At 67.4% G+C, this 16,892-nt stretch carries 17 protein-coding genes; 16 read left to right on the forward strand and 1 reads right to left on the reverse strand.

What is annotated here, in order from left to right:
• Positions 1 to 67: 67 nt before the first annotated feature.
• From AC3A5T_RS07795 to fabF, 8 genes are all read left to right on the forward strand, one after another.
• On the forward strand, positions 68 to 586 hold the full coding sequence (locus tag AC3A5T_RS07795; RefSeq protein ID WP_332076907.1) for a YceD family protein: 519 nt from the start codon (positions 68 to 70) through the stop codon (positions 584 to 586).
• Between the two features lie 20 nt (positions 587 to 606).
• A complete protein-coding gene (gene rpmF, locus AC3A5T_RS07800; protein WP_159679179.1) occupies positions 607 to 801 on the forward strand; it encodes a 50S ribosomal protein L32 in 195 nt (64 codons plus the stop codon).
• Between the two features lie 137 nt (positions 802 to 938).
• Positions 939 to 1,922 carry a beta-ketoacyl-ACP synthase III gene (locus AC3A5T_RS07805; protein ID WP_487628070.1) on the forward strand — a complete coding sequence of 328 codons (984 nt, stop codon included), beginning with the start codon at positions 939 to 941 and terminating at the stop codon, positions 1,920 to 1,922.
• A gap of 80 nt (positions 1,923 to 2,002) precedes the next feature.
• Positions 2,003 to 2,794: a BUD32 family EKC/KEOPS complex subunit gene (locus tag AC3A5T_RS07810; RefSeq protein WP_487628071.1), complete on the forward strand. Its 792-nt coding sequence runs from the start codon at positions 2,003 to 2,005 to the stop codon at positions 2,792 to 2,794.
• Positions 2,795 to 2,888: 94 nt separating this feature from the next.
• Positions 2,889 to 3,836, forward strand: coding sequence for an ACP S-malonyltransferase (fabD, locus tag AC3A5T_RS07815; protein ID WP_487628072.1), 948 nt, complete (start codon positions 2,889 to 2,891; stop codon positions 3,834 to 3,836).
• Positions 3,837 to 3,939: 103 nt separating this feature from the next.
• A complete protein-coding gene (gene fabG, locus AC3A5T_RS07820; protein WP_487628073.1) occupies positions 3,940 to 4,683 on the forward strand; it encodes a 3-oxoacyl-ACP reductase FabG in 744 nt (247 codons plus the stop codon).
• A 131-nt stretch (positions 4,684 to 4,814) separates the two neighbouring features.
• Positions 4,815 to 5,054 carry an acyl carrier protein gene (gene acpP, locus AC3A5T_RS07825; RefSeq protein ID WP_096297753.1) on the forward strand — a complete coding sequence of 80 codons (240 nt, stop codon included), beginning with the start codon at positions 4,815 to 4,817 and terminating at the stop codon, positions 5,052 to 5,054.
• A 157-nt stretch (positions 5,055 to 5,211) separates the two neighbouring features.
• On the forward strand, positions 5,212 to 6,450 hold the full coding sequence (gene fabF / locus AC3A5T_RS07830) for a beta-ketoacyl-ACP synthase II (RefSeq protein ID WP_487628074.1): 1,239 nt from the start codon (positions 5,212 to 5,214) through the stop codon (positions 6,448 to 6,450).
• 278 nt (positions 6,451 to 6,728) lie between these two features.
• On the opposite strand, the gene cysS is transcribed toward fabF, so the two are convergent.
• Positions 6,729 to 8,096 carry a cysteine--tRNA ligase gene (gene cysS / locus AC3A5T_RS07835; RefSeq protein ID WP_487628075.1) on the reverse strand — a complete coding sequence of 456 codons (1,368 nt, stop codon included), beginning with the start codon at positions 8,094 to 8,096 and terminating at the stop codon, positions 6,729 to 6,731.
• Between the two features lie 165 nt (positions 8,097 to 8,261).
• Between cysS and AC3A5T_RS07840 the strand changes: the two genes are divergently transcribed.
• The 8 genes from AC3A5T_RS07840 (at position 8,262) to argH (ending at position 16,873) form a co-directional block, all read left to right on the forward strand.
• Entirely contained in the window at positions 8,262 to 8,747 is a 486-nt protein-coding gene (locus AC3A5T_RS07840) for a hypothetical protein (protein WP_487628199.1), read from the forward strand.
• A gap of 292 nt (positions 8,748 to 9,039) precedes the next feature.
• Positions 9,040 to 10,050 carry an N-acetylornithine carbamoyltransferase gene (locus AC3A5T_RS07845; protein ID WP_487628076.1) on the forward strand — a complete coding sequence of 337 codons (1,011 nt, stop codon included), beginning with the start codon at positions 9,040 to 9,042 and terminating at the stop codon, positions 10,048 to 10,050.
• A 51-nt stretch (positions 10,051 to 10,101) separates the two neighbouring features.
• Positions 10,102 to 11,310 (forward strand): argininosuccinate synthase, encoded by a 1,209-nt coding sequence (locus AC3A5T_RS07850; RefSeq protein ID WP_487628077.1) that lies wholly within the window; start codon positions 10,102 to 10,104, stop codon positions 11,308 to 11,310.
• Between the two features lie 117 nt (positions 11,311 to 11,427).
• A complete protein-coding gene (locus AC3A5T_RS07855) occupies positions 11,428 to 12,519 on the forward strand; it encodes an acetylornithine deacetylase (RefSeq protein WP_487628078.1) in 1,092 nt (363 codons plus the stop codon).
• 58 nt (positions 12,520 to 12,577) lie between these two features.
• A complete protein-coding gene (locus AC3A5T_RS07860) occupies positions 12,578 to 13,903 on the forward strand; it encodes an acetylglutamate kinase (RefSeq protein ID WP_487628079.1) in 1,326 nt (441 codons plus the stop codon).
• The gene (locus tag AC3A5T_RS07865) at positions 13,904 to 14,530 is read left to right on the forward strand and encodes a GNAT family N-acetyltransferase (protein ID WP_487628080.1); all 627 of its coding nucleotides are present in this window, start codon (positions 13,904 to 13,906) and stop codon (positions 14,528 to 14,530) included.
• Positions 14,527 to 15,480, forward strand: coding sequence for an N-acetyl-gamma-glutamyl-phosphate reductase (gene argC / locus AC3A5T_RS07870; protein ID WP_487628081.1), 954 nt, complete (start codon positions 14,527 to 14,529; stop codon positions 15,478 to 15,480). Before AC3A5T_RS07865 ends, argC begins: the two co-directional genes overlap by 4 nt.
• 97 nt (positions 15,481 to 15,577) lie before the next feature.
• Positions 15,578 to 16,873, forward strand: coding sequence for an argininosuccinate lyase (gene argH, locus AC3A5T_RS07875; protein ID WP_487628082.1), 1,296 nt, complete (start codon positions 15,578 to 15,580; stop codon positions 16,871 to 16,873).
• Positions 16,874 to 16,892 lie beyond the last annotated feature (19 nt).

Consider the following 16,892-nt stretch of genomic DNA (forward strand, 5'->3'; position numbering starts at 1 on the left):
CGACGGGGTTGGCCAGCGTGGTGCTAGGTTTGACAGCCCGGGATCGCATCTTTAACATTCGGCGGCTATGTCCGCGCAAATGCCCGAGTTGGTAGACGCTTGGCGCATGGTCGCAGGCAGCATGCGCCTCGACGGGCGCCTGCCATTGGCGTCGTTGACGCGCCTGCGTGACCTCCTGGCCGATGTCGAAGGCGACGACGTGATCTGCTCGATCGAGTTCGGTCGCGATGCGCTGCAGCAGCCGTTCGCGCTGTTGCGCATCGAAGCCGGGTTGCCGCTGGTGTGCCAGCGGACGCTCAAGCGTTTCGTGTGGCCGCTCGAGATCGAGCAACGGCTGGGCCTGATCCGCGACGAGGCGGACGAGGCGGGTCTGCTGCCCGATTACGAGGCGCTGTTGCTGGAAGGTGACGGTGCGTTGTCGCCGGTCGCGCTGGTCGAGGACGAACTGATTCTGGCAATACCCGCGATTCCGGTCGCACCCGGCTCCGAAGCGATCGATCGCGACTGGCCGGTGTCGCCCGAGGAAGAGACACGCGTCAACCCGTTTTCGGCGTTGGCGGGTTTGAAGAAAGATCGAAACAACTAGAACCTGTTGGAGCAATTCCCATGGCTGTGCAGAAATCCCGCGTCACCCCGTCCCGTCGTGGCATGCGTCGCGCGCACGACAAGCTGAGCGCCAAGCTGCTGTCGACCGACCAGACGACGGGTGAGACCCATATCCGTCATCACATCACCGCCGACGGTTACTACCGCGGCAAGCAGGTGATCCAGCCGAAGACGCGCGTCGTCGAGGAAGATTGATCCTCGCTGCCCGCCAGGTTCACGGCGGGCGCACGATGCACCGGGCGCAGCCACCGTCCCTGACGGGCGGCTGCGCCTGCCGTCGGCAGGGATGCCGCTCTTAAGATCACGCGCCTGACGCGAGGGCCGCTCCGCAGATGACCAGCGAACGCATCTATTCCCGCATTGCCGGCACCGGCAGTTACCTGCCCGAGAAAGTGCTGACCAACGACGACCTCGCGAAGTTCGTCGACACCAGCGACGAATGGATCGCCACGCGCACCGGCATCCGCGAGCGACACATCGCCGCCGAAGGCGAGACGACCAGCGATCTGGCCTTCCATGCCGCCACGCGTGCGATGGAAGCGGCCGGTGTGTCGGCGTCCGAGATCGATCTGATCATCGTCGGCACCACGACGCCGGACATCATTTTTCCGTCCACCGCCTGCCTGTTGCAGGCGCGGCTGGGCGCCAACGGCTGCGGCGCGTTCGACGTCAATGCGGCGTGTTCGGGCTTCCTCTACGCGTTCTCGATCGCCGACAAGTTCATCAAGTCGGGCGATGCGAAGACGGTGCTGGTGGTCGGCGCCGAGACGCTCACGCGCATGGTCGACTGGAACGAGCGCACCACTGCCGTGCTGTTCGGCGACGGTGCCGGCGCGGTCGTGCTCAAGGCCGATGTCGAGACCGGCATCCTCAGCACCCATCTGCACGCCGACGGCGCGAAGAAGGAACTGCTGTGGAATCCGGTCGGCGTGTCGGCCGGCTTCCGCGACGACCAGCCCAATGCGGGCGTGCGCATCCAGATGGCCGGCAGCGACGTCTTCAAGTACGCGGTCAAGGCGTTGGATTCGGTGGTCGAGGAAACGCTCGAGGCGAACGGTCTCGATCGCCACGACATCGACTGGCTGATTCCGCACCAGGCCAACCTGCGCATCATCGAAGCCACGGCCAAGCGCCTGGACATGCCGATGGATCGCGTCGTGGTCACGGTCGACAAGCACGGCAACACCTCGTCCGGTTCGGTGCCGCTGGCACTCGACGAGGCCGTGCGTTCTGGTCGCGTACAACGCGGCCAACTGCTGCTGCTCGAAGCCTTCGGCGGCGGCTTCACCTGGGGTTCGGCGCTGCTGCGCTATTGAATCCCGCGTGCGGGGCCGGCCGGCCCCGCAGGTGATTCCACTTCGCGGACTTCGCGTCCGCACGACACGGAGGCTGCCGCATGGGCGTCGAATCCATCGTCGTGGCCGGGCGCGATGCCTGGCTCAAGGCATATGCCGACGGCGACAGCCGCAAGTTCGGCCTCGGCATCCTCGACGCGATCGCGCGCGGGCTCGACATCGACGCCTTGCGTCCGCCGCCGCATCCCGGTGGCGGCGAGGCCAAGCAGATCGAAGCGCGCCGCATCGCCGAACTCGACGCGCAAGGCGTGCGTGTGCCGCGCGTGCTCGGCGAAGGCGCATCCACGCTGCTGCTGAGCAATCTGGGCGATACCTTCGCCGCACAACTGCGCGCCGCCGATGGCGATGCGACGCGTATCGATGCATTGACCACGGCGGTGATCGACGCGATCGCCGACGCGCATGCGCGCGGTGCCTATTTCGGGCAACCGCTGCCGCGCAACATCACGCTCGACGACAGTGGCCGTGTGGGCTTCATCGACTTCGAGGAAGACCCGCTGGAAGTGATGTCGCTGCCGCAGGCGCAGGCGCGCGACTGGCTGATGTTCGCGTTCGGCATGGCGAAGTATTACGACGGCCGTACCGACGTGCTCGCCGACATGCTGTCGCAGGTGATGCAGCGCGAGCCGGAAGTGGCGGCGCATGCGGGTCGCGTGGGACGTCTGAAGGGCTTCGCGCAGCGCATCGCCTGGCTCGGACGTTCCGCACGCCACGTCGCGCATTCGATCCTCGTCGTGCGCGCGGCGACTCTGCTGCCGATGCTGCTCGTCGTCGCCGTGCTGTGGGACTGGCTCGAGGACGGCGAGATCGAATTGCTGCGGATGATGTTCTGAGCCGCCGCCGCGCATCGCCCGCATACGCCCCGGTACAGACAATGTCGCGGCTTCGCACTTATCATCGCCCCCGGTTTTGAGGCTGGAAATACGCGTGACCGCATCGCAACTCGCATTCGTCTTCCCCGGGCAGGGCTCGCAGTCGCTGGGCATGCTCGGTGATCTCGCCGCGCGCCATCCGGTGATCGTCGAGGCATTCGCCGAAGCGTCGGAAGGCGCGGGCGTCGATCTGTGGGCGCTGTCGCAGCAGGGCCCCGAAGCCCAGCTCAACCAGACCGAGTTCACCCAGCCCGCGTTGCTGGCCGCCGGTGTCGCCGTGTGGCGTGCATGGCAGCAGCGCGAAGGCGCGGTGCCGGCCGCGCTGGCCGGCCACAGCCTCGGCGAATACACCGCGCTGGTCGCGGCCGGCGTGCTGTCGCTGTCCGATGCCGCGAAGCTGGTCCGTCTGCGGGGCCAGCTAATGCAGAGCGCGGCGCCTGCGGGCACCGGTGCGATGGCCGCGGTCATCGGCGCCGAAGACGCGCTGGTCAACGAGGTCTGCCGCGATGCGTCGCAGGAGGGCAGCGTCGCCGTGCCGGCCAACTTCAATTCGCCTGGCCAGATCGTCATCGGTGGACATGCGGCGGCGGTCGATCGCGCGATCGCACTGCTCGGCGAGCGCGGCGTGCGCAAGGTCGTGAAACTGGCGGTCAGCGTGCCGTCGCACACGCCGCTGATGCGCGAGGCTGCGGATCGTCTGGCCGAATCGATGGATGCGGTCGCATGGCAGGCGCCGTCGCTGCCGGTGGTGCAGAACGTCGATGCGGCCGTGCACGAGCGCGTCGATGCGATCCGCGATGCGCTGGTGCGCCAGCTGTATCTGCCGGTGCAGTGGACGCGCTGCGTCGAAGCGCTGTCGGCGCGCGGCGTGACACGCATCACCGAGTGCGGCCCGGGCAAGGTGCTGACCGGCCTGGTCAAGCGCATCGACAAGTCGATCGAGACCCGCGCGCTCGCCGCGCCGGACGATTTCGACGCCGCGCTGGCAGACTGGAAGGTCTGAACCCGGCGGAAGGACGCGGATCGGCGCACACTGCGGGCAGTGGCTGCGGCCGATGTCCGCGTGGTCCCATATCCGCCGCCATACACGCCTTATTGGAGTTCTCATGAGCGCACCTCTTTCCGGCGAGATCGTTCTCGTCACCGGCGCAAGCCGCGGCATCGGTGCCGCGATCGCCGACACGCTGGCCGCGCAGGGCGCGACCGTGATCGGCACCGCGACCAGCGACGCAGGTGCAGCGAAGATCGGCGAGCGCCTGTCCGCGCACGGCGGCCACGGCCGCGTGCTGGACGTCTCGCAGCCGGGCGCGATCGAAGCGCTGGTCGAGGCGATCACGTCCGAGTTCGGCGCGATCTCGATCCTCGTCAACAATGCCGGCATCACCCGCGACAACCTGCTGATGCGCATGAAGGACGAGGACTGGCAGGCCATCCTCGACACCAACCTGACCAGCGTCTACCGCAGCTCGAAGGCGGTGATGCGCGGCATGATGAAGGCGCGCAAGGGGCGCATCATCAACATCGCATCGGTGATCGGCGTGACCGGCAATGCGGGCCAGGCGAACTACGCCGCGGCCAAGGCCGGCATCATAGCCTTCAGCAAATCGCTGGCGAAGGAAATCGGCTCACGCGGCGTCACCGTGAACGTGGTTGCGCCCGGCTTCATCGCCACCGACATGACCCGCGATCTGCCCGAAGACTCCAAGGCCGCATTGACCGAACGCATCGCGCTCGGCCGTCTCGGCGAGCCGGACGACATCGCGCAGGCCGTGGCCTTCCTCGCCGGTCCGTCGGCGGCGTACATCACCGGCGAAACCCTGCACGTCAACGGCGGCATGTACATGCCCTGAGACGGGCTGCGTCGACACTTCAATTCCGAGGGCAAGCCGTTGAATGGCAAGGGCTTTGATGGTGGTGCGCCCATCGCCCGGCTTTCCCTTACACTATCCACCGAAAATCGCCTCCCCGGAGCAGACTACCCATGAGCAACATCGAAGAGCGCGTCAAGAAGATTGTCATCGAGCAGCTGGGCGTCAAGGAAGAAGAAGTCAGCAACAGCGCTTCTTTCGTCGACGACCTCGGTGCCGATTCCCTCGACACCGTCGAGCTGGTGATGGCGCTGGAAGAAGAGTTCGAGTGCGAGATTCCGGACGAAGAAGCCGAGAAGATCACCTCGGTGCAGCAGGCGATCGACTACGTCAAGGCGCACGCCAAGGGCTGATGCCCGCGTCCGCGCCCACGGTTCGATCCGATGGGCGTGCGACGGGTCCGGCCGCGATGCGGCCGGACAGACAGGTTCCAGCACGAGGCCGCGTTGCGGCCTCGTGCGTATTGGCGGCGACCAACCGCGCCGCCACCGACTTCTCAGGAGTTGAACAATGGCCAAGCGCCGCGTCGTCATCACGGGCATCGGCATCCTCTCGCCGCTGGGCAACGACCTGGCTTCGAGCTGGGACGGCATCGTCAACGGCCGGTCGGGCATCGGCCCGATCACCCACTTCGACGCCACCAATTTCGCCACGCGCATCGCGGGCGAGGTGAAGGGCTTCGACGCGACCCAGTGGATCGCGCCGAAAGACGTCAAGAAGATGGATCCCTTCGTGCACTACGGTGTCGCCGGCGGCCTGATGGCGATCGCCGACGCGGGCATCGACGTGCGTGAATCCGACGCCGAGCGCATCGGCGTGGCGATCGGCGCGGGCATCGGTGGCCTCAAGGGCATCGAGGAGACCGCGATCAAGTACGCCGAGGGCGGCCCGCGCAAGATCTCGCCGTTCTACGTGCCTTCGACGATCATCAACATGATCTCCGGCCAGGTCTCGATCATGACCGGCGCCAAGGGTCCGAACATCGCGGCCGTCACCGCATGCACCACCGGCACGCACAACATCGGTCTGGCGATGCGCATGATCCAGTACGGCGACGCGGACGTGATGATCGCCGGCGGCGCCGAGTTCGCGACCACGCCGACCTCGGTCGGTGGCTTCTGTTCGATGAAGGCGATGTCGACCCGCAACGACGACCCGACCGGCGCGTCGCGTCCGTGGGACATCGAGCGCGACGGCTTCGTCATGGGCGATGGCGCGGGCGTGCTGGTGCTCGAGGAATACGAGCGCGCGAAGGCGCGTGGCGCGCGCATCTACGCCGAGCTCGCGGGCTTCGGCATGAGCGGCGACGCGTTCCACATGACCTCGCCGAGCGAGAACGGCGAAGGCGGCGGCCGCTGCATGCGCGCCGCGATCGACGACGCCGGTATCGATCCGTCGCAGATCGGCTACATCAACGCGCACGGCACCTCGACGCCGGCCGGCGACGTCGCCGAGACGATGGGCATCAAGGGCGTGCTCGGCGCGCACGCATCGAAGGTCATGGTCAGCTCGACCAAGTCGATGACCGGCCACCTGCTGGGCGCGGCCGGCGGTATCGAGGCGGTGTTCTCGGCGATGGCGCTGCACACCGGCATCATCCCGCCGACGATCAACCTGCACACGCCGGGCGAGGGCTGCGATCTCGACTACGTGCCGCTCACCGCGCGCGAGCACCAGGTCGAATACGTCATGTCGAACTCGTTCGGCTTCGGCGGCACCAACGGCACGCTGGTGTTCCGCAAAGTCTGACGGCGAAGTTGGATCGGCGAGAAAAGAAGGCCCGCGCAAGCGGGCCTTTTTCTTGTCTGCCGAGGAGGCGATCGGGTGGAGCGTTTGGGTCCTTGCCGTCATCCCAGCGGCTTTCAACAGACGGATGTCCAGTCAAGCTGGAACCCATTTTGATGTTGGCTTCTGCTGCGCGCGCATCGCACTGAAGCGATCGGTCCGATCAGCGATCAGTTCTTCGCGAAGATCAAAATGGGCCCCAGCGTGCGCTGGGGCGACAGGGTGAGCCAGGTTCCGCTCGCTCAGCCCCGCTTCCACCGCACGCCCTGCGGCGTGTCTTCGAGCACGATCTGCTCGGCAGCCAGCTGGTCGCGGATCGCATCCGCGCGAGCGAAGTCGCGGGCCTGCTTGGCGGCGATGCGTTCATCGATCAGTGCCTGGATGCGCGCATCGTCGTCGTCACTGGCACCGCGGGCGAACCAGTCGGCGGGCGCCTGCTGCAGCAGACCCAGCGCGAGGCCAGCGCCGAGCAGGTCCGCCTTGAGCGTCGCGCGCGTGGCGTCGTCGGTGGCCTTGCGTGCATCACCGGCGATGCGCGCGACCTCGGCGAGCGCGGCCGGCGTGTTGAGATCCTCGTCCAACACGGCTTCGATGCTGGCGGGAATCCGCGCCTCGGCCTCGACGTCGCCCAGATCGCGCAGCGTGCCGTACAGCCGGTCGAGCGTGCGCACCGACTGTTCGATCAGCGCATCCGACCAGTCCAGCGGCTGGCGGTAGTGCGCGGAAAGCAGGGCATAGCGCAGCGCTTCGGGGGCGTGCGTGCGCACCAGGTCGTGCACGCGCTCGATGTTGCCGATCGACTTGGACATCTTGCTGCCGGCGAAGGTCAGCATGCCGTTGTGCAGCCAGATGTTCGCGAACGGCGCGCCGCCGTGGGCGCATTCGCTCTGTGCGATCTCGTTCTCGTGGTGCGGAAACTGCAGGTCGACGCCGCCGGCGTGGATGTCGATCGTCTCGCCCAGATGCGCGGCGGCCATCGCCGAGCATTCGATGTGCCAGCCCGGCCGGCCGACGCCCCAGGGCGACGCCCAGCCCGGCAGATCGTCGGTCGACGGCTTCCACAGCACGAAATCACCGGCATCGCGCTTGTACGGCGCGACCTCGATGCGTGCGCCGGCGATCATGTCGTCGGTGTCGCGGCGCGAGAGCTTGCCGTAGCCGTCGAAACTGCCGACCGCGAACAGCACGTGGCCTTCCGCCGCATAGGCATGGCTGCTGTCGATCAGGCGCTCGATCATCGCGACGATCTCGCCGATGTGCGCGGTGGCCGCGGGTTCGATGTCCGGCGGCGCGATGCCCAGCGCGGCCATGTCCTCCCGGTAGGCGGCGGCGAAGCGGTCGGTGATCGCCGAAATCGGCACGCCCTGGTCGCGCGCGGCGGCGTTGATCTTGTCGTCGACGTCGGTGATGTTGCGCGCGTACTTCAGCGCGCCGTAGCGGCGGCGCAGCAGGTCGGCCAGCACGCCGAACACCACCGGCCCGCGGGCGTTGCCGATGTGGACGTAGTTGTAGACCGTCGGGCCGCAGACGTACATCGTCGGGCACGCGGGATCGAGAGGCGCGAACGGTTCGAGCTGGCGGGTCAGGCTGTTGTAGAGATGCAGGGACATGGCGGACTCGCCGGGATAACCGGACGATTCTAACGCGCCCGCCGCGCTGCGCTGTCTCCGGGACAGCGCAGCCTGCGCGCCGCGTCGCAGCGGGCCCGATACGTGTTCACGACAGCATCGATTCAGCCCCCGCAGGTGGGCGCGGCCTACACTGCATCGGTGTCGATCGCGCTCCGAAGCCACCCTCGTGCGAACTCCGCGCTGCCTGTCCTGGCGGTGCTGTTCGTCTGCGTGTGTCCGGCCTTCGCGCAGAGCCCGCCGCCGGCGCCCGAGAACGCGCGTCTCGAGTACGCGCAGGTGCTGCGGGCTGAGCCGGTCTACCAGACGCTGCGCGCGACCAGCATGGTCGAGCGTTGCGAAGCCACTACGCCGGTCGCGGAGGAACAGCGGCGCGGTGTCGCGCGCTGGGTCGGCGCGGTCAAGGATGTGCTGCGTTCCGAGGACGACCGGGTCGAAGAGACCGACCGCTCCGCCGGCGGCGACTGCCGCATGGTGCCGATCGAGCGCGAGTTCCGCCGGCCGATCGCCTACGACGTCGACTATGTGCACAAGGGCGTCAAGTACCGCTCGCGTCTGCCGTACGACCCGGGCAACCGCCTGCGGGTACGCGTGTCGGTGACGCCGATCGTGCCGCCGGCCGGCGAGCGTTGAACGGTGTATCCGCCGCTGTTGCAGTGCAGCGCTTCGCGTGCGAGGATTCGCGCCTCATGAACGCCCTGCGCGCCGACGCCGACATCCTCACCTCCGCCCGCATGGCGTCGGGGATGACCTCGCGTGCCCGCCGACCGGAAGCCCACATCCTCCCGGGCTAGTCGGAACGTCGTTCGCGTATGCGTGCTGTTCTGCAGAAAACCCGGCCGATGCCGGGTTTTTTCGTTTCCGAAACACCGGTTTCATCGATCCATCCGATCCTCCTTCCATCGCCTCCACGAGATTTCCACCGATGACCGCGATCCGACACTTCCTCAACACGCAGGACTGGTCCCGTCCCGACCTCGACGCCCTGCTGGCCGAGGCCGCGCGCTTCAAGAAAGAGAAGCTCGGCGACGCGCTCAAGGGCAGGTCGATCGCGCTGGTGTTCTTCAATCCGTCGATGCGCACGCGCACCAGCTTCGAACTCGGCGCATTCCAGCTCGGCGGTCACGCCATCGTGCTGCAGCCGGGCAAGGACGCATGGCCGATCGAATTCGACCTGGGCACGGTGATGGACGGCGACACCGAGGAGCACGTGGCCGAGGTCGCGCGCGTGCTCGGCCGTTACGTCGACATGATCGGCGTACGCGCGTTTCCGAAGTTCGTCGACTGGTCGGTCGATCGCGAAGACAAGGTGCTCAAGGCGTTCGCGCAGTACTCGCCGGTGCCGGTCATCAACATGGAGACCATCACCCATCCCTGCCAGGAGCTCGCCCACGCGCTGGCGCTGCAGGAGCACTTCGGCACGTCCGATCTGCGCGGCAAGAAGTACGTGCTGACCTGGACCTATCACCCCAAGCCGCTCAATACCGCCGTCGCGAATTCCGCGCTGACCATCGCCACGCGCCTGGGGATGGACGTGACCCTGCTGTGCCCGACGCCGGACTACGTGCTCGACCAGCGCTACATGGACTGGGCGGCGCAGAACGTCGCCGAGAGCGGCGGCTCGCTCGCCGTCAGCCACGACATCGACAGCGCCTATGCCGGCGCCGACGTGGTCTACGCCAAGAGCTGGGGCGCGCTGCCGTTCTTCGGCAACTGGGCGCCCGAGAAGCCGATCCGCGACCAGTACCAGCACTTCATCGTCGACGAGCGGAAGATGGCGCTGACCAACTACGGCGTGTTCTCGCACTGCCTGCCGCTGCGCCGCAACGTCAAGGCGACGGATGCGGTGATGGATTCGCCCAACTGCATCGCCATCGACGAAGCCGAGAACCGCCTGCACGTGCAGAAGGCGGTCATGGCGACCCTGATGCGCTGACGCGCGCCGCACTTCATCCGAATTCTTTTCCGCATCCCCACGGACAACTCCATGACCAGCGCCCACACTTCCCGCGACATCGTCCTCGCCTTTTCCGGCGGCCTCGACACCAGCTTCTGCGTGCCCTATCTCAAGGAACAGGGCTGGACCGTGCACACCGTATTCGCCGACACCGGCGGCGTCGATGCCGAAGAGCGCGCCTTCATCGAGCAGCGAGCGGCCGAACTCGGCGTTGCCAGCCACGTCACCGTCGATGGTGGTCCCGCGATCTGGGACGGTTTCGTCAAGCCCTTCGTGTGGGCCGGTGAGGCTTATCAGGGCCAGTACCCGCTGCTGGTGTCGGACCGCTATCTGATCGTCGACGCTGCGCTCGCGCGCGCCGCCGAACTCGGCACCAATGCGATCGCGCACGGCTGCACCGGCATGGGCAACGACCAGGTGCGGTTCGACCTGGCGGTGAAGGCGCAGGGCGAGTACCGCATCGTGGCGCCGATCCGTGAGATCCAGAAGGAACACACGCAGACCCGCGCTTACGAGCAGGCGTATCTGGAAGCGCGCGGCTTCGGCGTGCGCGCCAAGCAGCAGGCCTACACGATCAACGAGAACCTGCTGGGCCTGACGATGTCCGGCGGCGAGATCGACCGCTGGGAAGCGCCGGGCGAGGGTGCCCGTGGCTGGTGCGCGCCGCGCGCCGAATGGCCGGAGGCGCCGCTGCAGGTCAAGCTGCGGTTCGAGCAGGGCACGGCGGTCGCGCTCGACGGCGAAACGCTGCCGGGCGCGCAGATCCTCGCGAAGCTCAATGCACTGTTCGCGCCCTACGGCGTGGGCCGCGGCGTCTACACCGGCGACACCGTGATCGGTCTCAAGGGCCGCATCGTGTACGAAGCACCGGGCCTGGTCTCGCTGCTCGCCGCGCACCGCGCGCTCGAAGACACCGTGCTGACCAAGCAGCAGAACCGCTTCAAGCCCGAAGTCGCGCGCAAGTGGACCGAGCTGGTCTACGAAGGCTTCTTCCACGATCCGCTCAAGGCCGACATCGAAGCGTTCCTCGCATCCTCGCAGGCCAAGGTCACCGGTGAAGTGGTGCTGGAAACCCGCGGCGGCCGCGTCGACGCGGTGGCGGTGACCTCGCCGCACATCCTCAACGCGAAGGGCGCGACCTATGCGCAGTCCGCAGACTGGGGCGTCGAGGAAGCCGAGGGTTTCATCAAGCTGTTCGGTATGAGCAGCACGCTGTACGCGCAAGTCAACCGCGGCTGACCGCGGTCGACTTGCCGGGGCATTCCACCTTAACCCCGCGCCGTTGGCGCGCCCCCTTCAACAAGAAGGGGGCTCTCCTCCTGCCAAGTACACGTAGTTCTGAAGGCTTACCGAAACATGCTTGAACAGACCCTCGACCATCTCGAACAGCTGGTGTCCTTCGACACCCGCAATCCGCCGCGCGCGATCGCGGCCGAGGGCGGGATCTTCGGCTACATCCGCGGCCAGCTGCCGGGCTTCGATGTCGAGGTGATCGACCACGGCGACGGCGCGGTGAGCCTGTTCGCGGTGCGTGGCGCGCCGACGGTGCTGTTCAACGTGCACCTGGACACGGTGCCGGATTCGCCAGGCTGGAGCGCCGATCCGCACGTGATGCGGCGTCTCGAAGATCGCGTAATCGGCCTCGGCGTCTGCGACATCAAGGGCGCGGCGGCGGCGCTGATTGCGGCGGCCAATGCCGGCGACGGCGACGCGGCGTTCCTGTTTTCCTCGGACGAAGAAGCCAACGATCCACGGTGCATCGCCGCCTTTCTCGCGCGCGGTCTGCCGTTCGAGGCCGTGCTGGTCGCCGAGCCGACGCAGTGCGAAGCGGTGCTCGCGCATCGCGGCATCAGTTCGGTGCTGATGCGTTTCGCCGGCACGGCGGGGCATGCATCCGGCAAGCAGGATCCGGCGGCGAGCGCGTTGCACCAGGCGATGCGCTGGGGCGGCCGCGCGCTCGATCACGTCGAATCCCTGGCGCACGCGCGCTTCGGTGGACTGACCGGTCTGCGTTTCAACATCGGCCGGGTCGAGGGCGGCATCAAGGCCAACATGATCGCGCCGGCCGCCGAGCTGCGCTTCGGTTTCCGGCCGTTGCCGTCGATGGACATCGACGATCTGCTTGAGACCTTTTCCGGTTTCGCGCAGCCCGATGCGGCGCATTTCGAGGAAACCTTCCGCGGTCCGAGCCTGCCGTCGGGCGACATCGATCGCGCCGAAGACCGCAGGCTCGCTGCGCGCGACATCGCCGACGCCTTCGATCTGCCGATCGGCAACGCCGTCGATTTCTGGACCGAGGCCTCGCTGTTCTCCGCCGGCGGTTACACCGCGCTGGTCTACGGCCCGGGCGACATCGCCCAGGCGCATACCGGCGACGAATTCGTGACGCTCGACCAGCTGCAGCGCTACGCCGAGTCGGTGCACCGGATCATCAACGGCGATCGCTGAGCACCACCCGCACCTTCCGCTCTCCACGCGTCATCCCACGCCCAACCGATTGCAGCCCGTGAACATTCCCGCGACCCACGTCCAGACCCGTCAGACCATCGTGCGCCTGCTCTCGAGCATGGCCAGCGCGAAGGAGATCAGCCAGTACCTCAAGCGCTTCTCGCAGCTGGATGCGAAGCGCTTCGCCGTGGTCAAGGTCGGCGGCGCGGTGCTGCGCGACGAGCTCGACGATCTGACGTCTTCCCTCTCGTTCCTGCAGGAGGTCGGCCTGACACCGATCGTGCTGCATGGCGCAGGCCCGCAGCTCGACGCCGAACTCGCCGCGGCCGGCATCGAAAAGCAGACCGTCGGCGGCCTGCGCGTCACCACGCCCGAGGCGCTGGCCATCGTGCGCCGCGTCTTCCAGGCCGCGAACCTGCGCCTCGTCGAAGCCCTGCAGCGCAACGGCGCGCGTGCGACCTCGATCACCGGCGGCGTGTTCGAGGCGACGTATCTCGACCAGAGCACGTATGGCCTGGTCGGTGAAGTGAGCGCCGTCAATCTCGCCCCGATCGAAGCCAGCCTGCAGGCCGGCTCGATTCCGGTGATCACGAGCCTGGGCGAAACCGCCGCGGGGCAGATCCTCAATATCAATGCGGACTTCGCCGCCAACGAACTGGTGCGCGAACTGCAGCCCTACAAGATCATCTTCCTCACTGGCACCGGCGGCCTGCTGGATGCCGACGGCAAGGTCATCGACTCGATCAACCTGTCGACCGAGTACGACCATCTGATCCAGCAGCCGTGGATCCACGGCGGCATGAAGGTCAAGATCGAACAGATCAAGGCGCTGCTCGAAGGCCTGCCGATGGCCTCGTCGGTGTCGATCACGCGGCCCGCCGATCTGGCCAAGGAACTGTTCACCCACAAGGGGTCCGGCACGCTGGTGCGGCGCGGTGAGCAGGTGTTGCGTGTGACCGACTGGTCGGAACTGGATCTCGAACGTCTGAAGTCGTTGATCGAATCGAGCTTCGGCCGCGCGCTCGCGCCGGATTATTTCGAACGCACGCCGCTGTTGCGCGCCTATGTCAGCGAGAACTACCGCGCCGCGGTGATCCTGACCGAAGGCGAGGGCACGGTGTATCTAGACAAGTTCGCCGTGCTCGACGACGCGCAGGGCGAAGGCCTCGGCCGCGCGGTGTGGAACGTGATGCGCGACGAGACGCCGCAGCTGTTCTGGCGCTCGCGCCACCACAACCAGGTCAACATCTTCTATTACGCCGAGTCCGACGGCTGTATCAAGCAGGAGAAGTGGAAGGTGTTCTGGTACGGCCTCGACGGCTTCGAGCAGATCCAGCGCTGCGTCGCGCATTGCGCGGCCCGTCCGCCGACGCTGGTGGGCTGAGTGGGCGAACGCGCCGCCAATGCCGCGTGGCATACGGTGCCGACCCTGACCGGTCGTCACGTCTCGCTGGTGCCGCTTGCGCCGGCGCATGCGGACGCGCTCGCGATCGTCACTCGCGACAGCGGTCTGCATACGGCGTGGTACACCAACGTGCCTGCGCCGGATGACGTGCCGCGCTACATCGACAAGGCGCTCGAGGCGCAGGCGGCCGGCGAAGCGCTCGCGTTCGCGGTGCTGGATGCCGATGGCAGCGTCGTCGGCAGCACGCGCTTCTACGATCTCGACGCCGCGGTGCCCAATCTCAAGATCGGCTACACCTGGTATGCGCCACGCATGCAGCGCACCGGTCTCAACACCGAAGCCAAGCTGCTGCCGTTCACGCACGCCTTCGATGCGCTCGGGTGCGCGTCGGTGGCGTTCGAGACCAGCTGGTTCAATCACGCCTCGCGCGCGGCCATCGCGCGCCTGGGCGCACAACAGGATGGCGTGCTGCGCCATCACAAGCGGCATGCCGACGGCTCGCTGCGCGACACCGTGGTGTTTTCGGTGATCGACGCAGAATGGCCGGCGGTGCGTCGCCATCTGCGATTCAAACTCGACACGTTCAAGCTGGACAGCCCTCCATGAGCACATCCCCCATCCGTCTCGGCATCGTCGGCGCGCGCGGCCACACCGGCCAGGAACTGATCCGCCTCGTCGCCGCGCATCCGGGCCTCGAACTCGCGTTCGTGTCCTCGCGTGAGCTCGACGGCCAGCGCGTCGCCGATCACACCGACGGCTTCGCGGGCGAACTGCGCTTCGAAAGCCTCGATGCCGATGCGGTCGCCGCGAAGGGCGCCGATGCAGTGATCCTCGCGCTGCCCAACGGCAAGGCCGCGCCGTTCGTCGCCGCGATCGATGCCGCGAAGCCGGACACGCTGATCGTCGATCTGTCGGCCGACTACCGCTTCGAGGCCGGCTGGTATTACGGACTGCCGGAACTGACGCGTGCGCGGTATGCCGGCCAGCGCCGGATCAGCAATCCCGGCTGCTACGCGACCGCGATGCAGCTGGCGATCGCGCCGCTGGCCGAGCATCTCGCCGGCCCGCCGCAGTGCTTCGGCGTGTCGGGCTACTCGGGTGCGGGCACCACGCCGTCGGACAAGAACGACACCGCGCTGCTGGCCGACAACCTGATGCCGTATGCCCTGACCAACCACGTGCACGAGCGCGAGGTGTCGAAGCAGCTGTCGCTGCCGGTCGAATTCATGCCACACGTCGCGCCGCACTTCCGCGGCATCACGATGACGGTCAACCTGTGGCTGTCTGCGCCGATGTCGCGCGACGCGGTCAAGGCGCTGTTCGATGCGCGCTACGCCGACGAACCGCTGGTCGAGGTCCTCGACGATACGCCGTGGGTCAGCCGGATCGCCGGCCGTCACGGCGCGCAGATCGGCGCCTTCACAATGGCGCCGGGCAATGGCCGCGTCGTCGTCGTGGCGACGCTCGACAACCTGCTGAAGGGCGCGGCGACACAGGCGATGCAGAACCTCAACCTCGCGCTGGGCTTCGACGAGCTGACGTCGATCCCGCATTGATCGTCTCCGTGGGCGCGCGTTCGCATGCGAAGGCGCTCTACCGGTTCAACTTGATCGCGCGCAAGCGCGCTCCCACAGATCCAACCCGGAAACCGACATGAGCACTCTCCTCTGGCAGAAGCCCGGCGTCGCCGTCGACACGCAAATCCAGGCGTTCCTCGCTGGTGACGACGTGATCCTCGACCGCGAATTCTTCCTGCACGACATCGCCGCGAGTGCCGCGCATGCCGAAGGCCTGCAGCGCGTCGGCATCCTGTCGAGCGACGAGCTCGACGGCTTGAAGCGCGAACTGGCGACGCTGGCCGACGATTTCCGCAGCGGTACCTTCGTGCTCGACGAACGTTTCGAAGATGGCCATTCGGCGATCGAGGATCGTCTGACCGAACGCCTCGGCGATGCCGGTCGGCGCATCCACACCGGCCGCAGCCGCAACGACCAGGTGCTGGTCGCAACGCGCCTGTGGCTGAAAGAGAAGCTCGCGCGTCTGGCGTCGCTGTCGCGCGAGATCGCCAAGATCGCGCTCGATCGCGCCGAAGCCGAGCGCGAGCTGCCGATTCCCGGCTACACGCACATCCAGCGCGCCGTGCTGTCCTCGGGCGGCATGTGGTGGTCGGGCTGGGCCGAGGCCTTCATCGACGATGCCGTGCGTGCGCAGGACACGCTCGCGCTGATCGACTGCAATCCGCTCGGCACCGCGGCCGGCTACGGCGTGAACCTCGCGCTCGATCGCGACCACACGACTGCCGCACTCGGCTTCGCGCGCCTGCAGGTCTCGCCGGTCTACGCGCAGCTCTCGCGCGGCAAGTTCGAACTGGCCGCGCTTGAAGCGCTGGGCAGCGCGACGCTGGATCTGCGTCGCCTGGCCTGGGACCTGTCGCAGTTCACCAGCGCCGAGTACGGCTTCGTCGCGCTGCCGGCGCAGTACACGACCGGCAGCTCGATCATGCCGAACAAGCGCAATCCCGATGTCGTCGAACTGATGCGTGCCACGCACGCCAGCGTCGCCGCGGCACGCACCGAGATCGAGCAGTTGCTGTCGCTGCCGTCGGGCTATCACCGCGACCTGCAGAGTTCCAAGGGCGCGATCTTCCACGGCTTCGGCCGTGGGCTCGCCGCGCTGGAACTGCTGCCGGCGTTGCTGGCGAATCTGGAATGGCGCGAGGACCGCCTGCGTGCTGCGGTCGATTCGGGCATGTACGCGACCGATGTCGCAGTCGAGGCCGCGATCGCCGGCGTGCCGTTCCGCGAGGCCTACAAGGCCGCCGCGCAGAGCGCCGACACGGCCGGGCAGGGCCGCACGCCGGAAGGCAGTCTCGCCGCGCGCACCTCGCCGGGCGGCGCCGCCGATCTGCGCCTGGACACGCTGCGTGCGCGCTGGGATGCGCTGGCCTGATTTCCTGATTCCCTTGCGA

The organism is Luteimonas sp. Soil_C_16 (genome assembly GCF_057657295.1).